Source organism: Holdemania filiformis DSM 12042 (assembly GCF_000157995.1).
Taxonomy (GTDB): Bacteria; Bacillota_I; Bacilli_A; order Erysipelotrichales; family Erysipelotrichaceae; genus Holdemania; species Holdemania filiformis.
Window position 1 is genome coordinate 35,589 of the sequence record NZ_GG657558.1, and the last position, 827, is coordinate 36,415.

Genomic DNA, 827 nt, shown 5'->3' on the forward strand with positions numbered 1-827 from the left:
CATAATTTTTATGTGTTTTATAGAAAACAGAATGGACGTTATAAACAAAGGCTTTCTTACAGTTTGGACAGTAGAACCGCAGAGTTCCTGCTTTTGTTTGACCATGCGGATAACAGTGAAGTCTGCCACAATGCGGACAACGGGCTTGGGCTTGATTCTCTTGAAGATATCGTGATAGGTATTCATGGTTGAGGGCTTCCCGTTTTTTTCTCAAAGCTTCAAGACTGATTTCTTTTTTCATATTCATCACCTAGTTATTATTATAACGTTTTTTCTTTTTTTCATTGTCCCTTTAATCGGACAGTACTGCATCTGGTGATGAAATTTGAGCATAAAAAAAGAAATATAGGTAAGAATTTCCGTTACAATAAAATCACCACAAATTACAGAAAGGAAAGAAAGTGTAAAATAAAGTGTGTAAGTTAAGAAAAAAGAATCTTACAGGATTTCAAGGAAATGAGTAAGATTGAACAAAACTTGCACACTTTATTTTACACTCTCGTTTTTTTATTGGCAGTCATGCTGGTCGTCATTTTATATTGAATTGTGAAGGAGCGAAAGAGAATTGCTCACTGCCACAGTCAATGCTTGCTGTTGTCATGGCAGTTCTTTCCACAAGCAGATCAGAAGTTTATTTTCAATGTAGCGAGTCTTTAGTAGCTTTTATACTTCAAAATTCGCGTCTGTATCTTATCATCCATTGCCAACTGATTCCACACCATAGCCCAATTTGCTACTGGTCGGCGCAACCATTTTTTTAAAGTTCGGTTATCCTTTGATAAAGGGCCTTCATCACTGCTTTCTCATTGAAGAACGATCTTAAGATC

1 protein-coding gene is annotated in these 827 nt (G+C 36.2%); it reads right to left on the reverse strand.

What is annotated here, in order from left to right:
* Nucleotides 1-241, reverse strand: a 241-nt coding sequence (locus HOLDEFILI_RS20085; protein ID WP_208854968.1) for an IS1/IS1595 family N-terminal zinc-binding domain-containing protein, incomplete at its 3' end; no start/stop codon positions are given.
* Nucleotides 242-827: the final 586 nt, after the last annotated feature.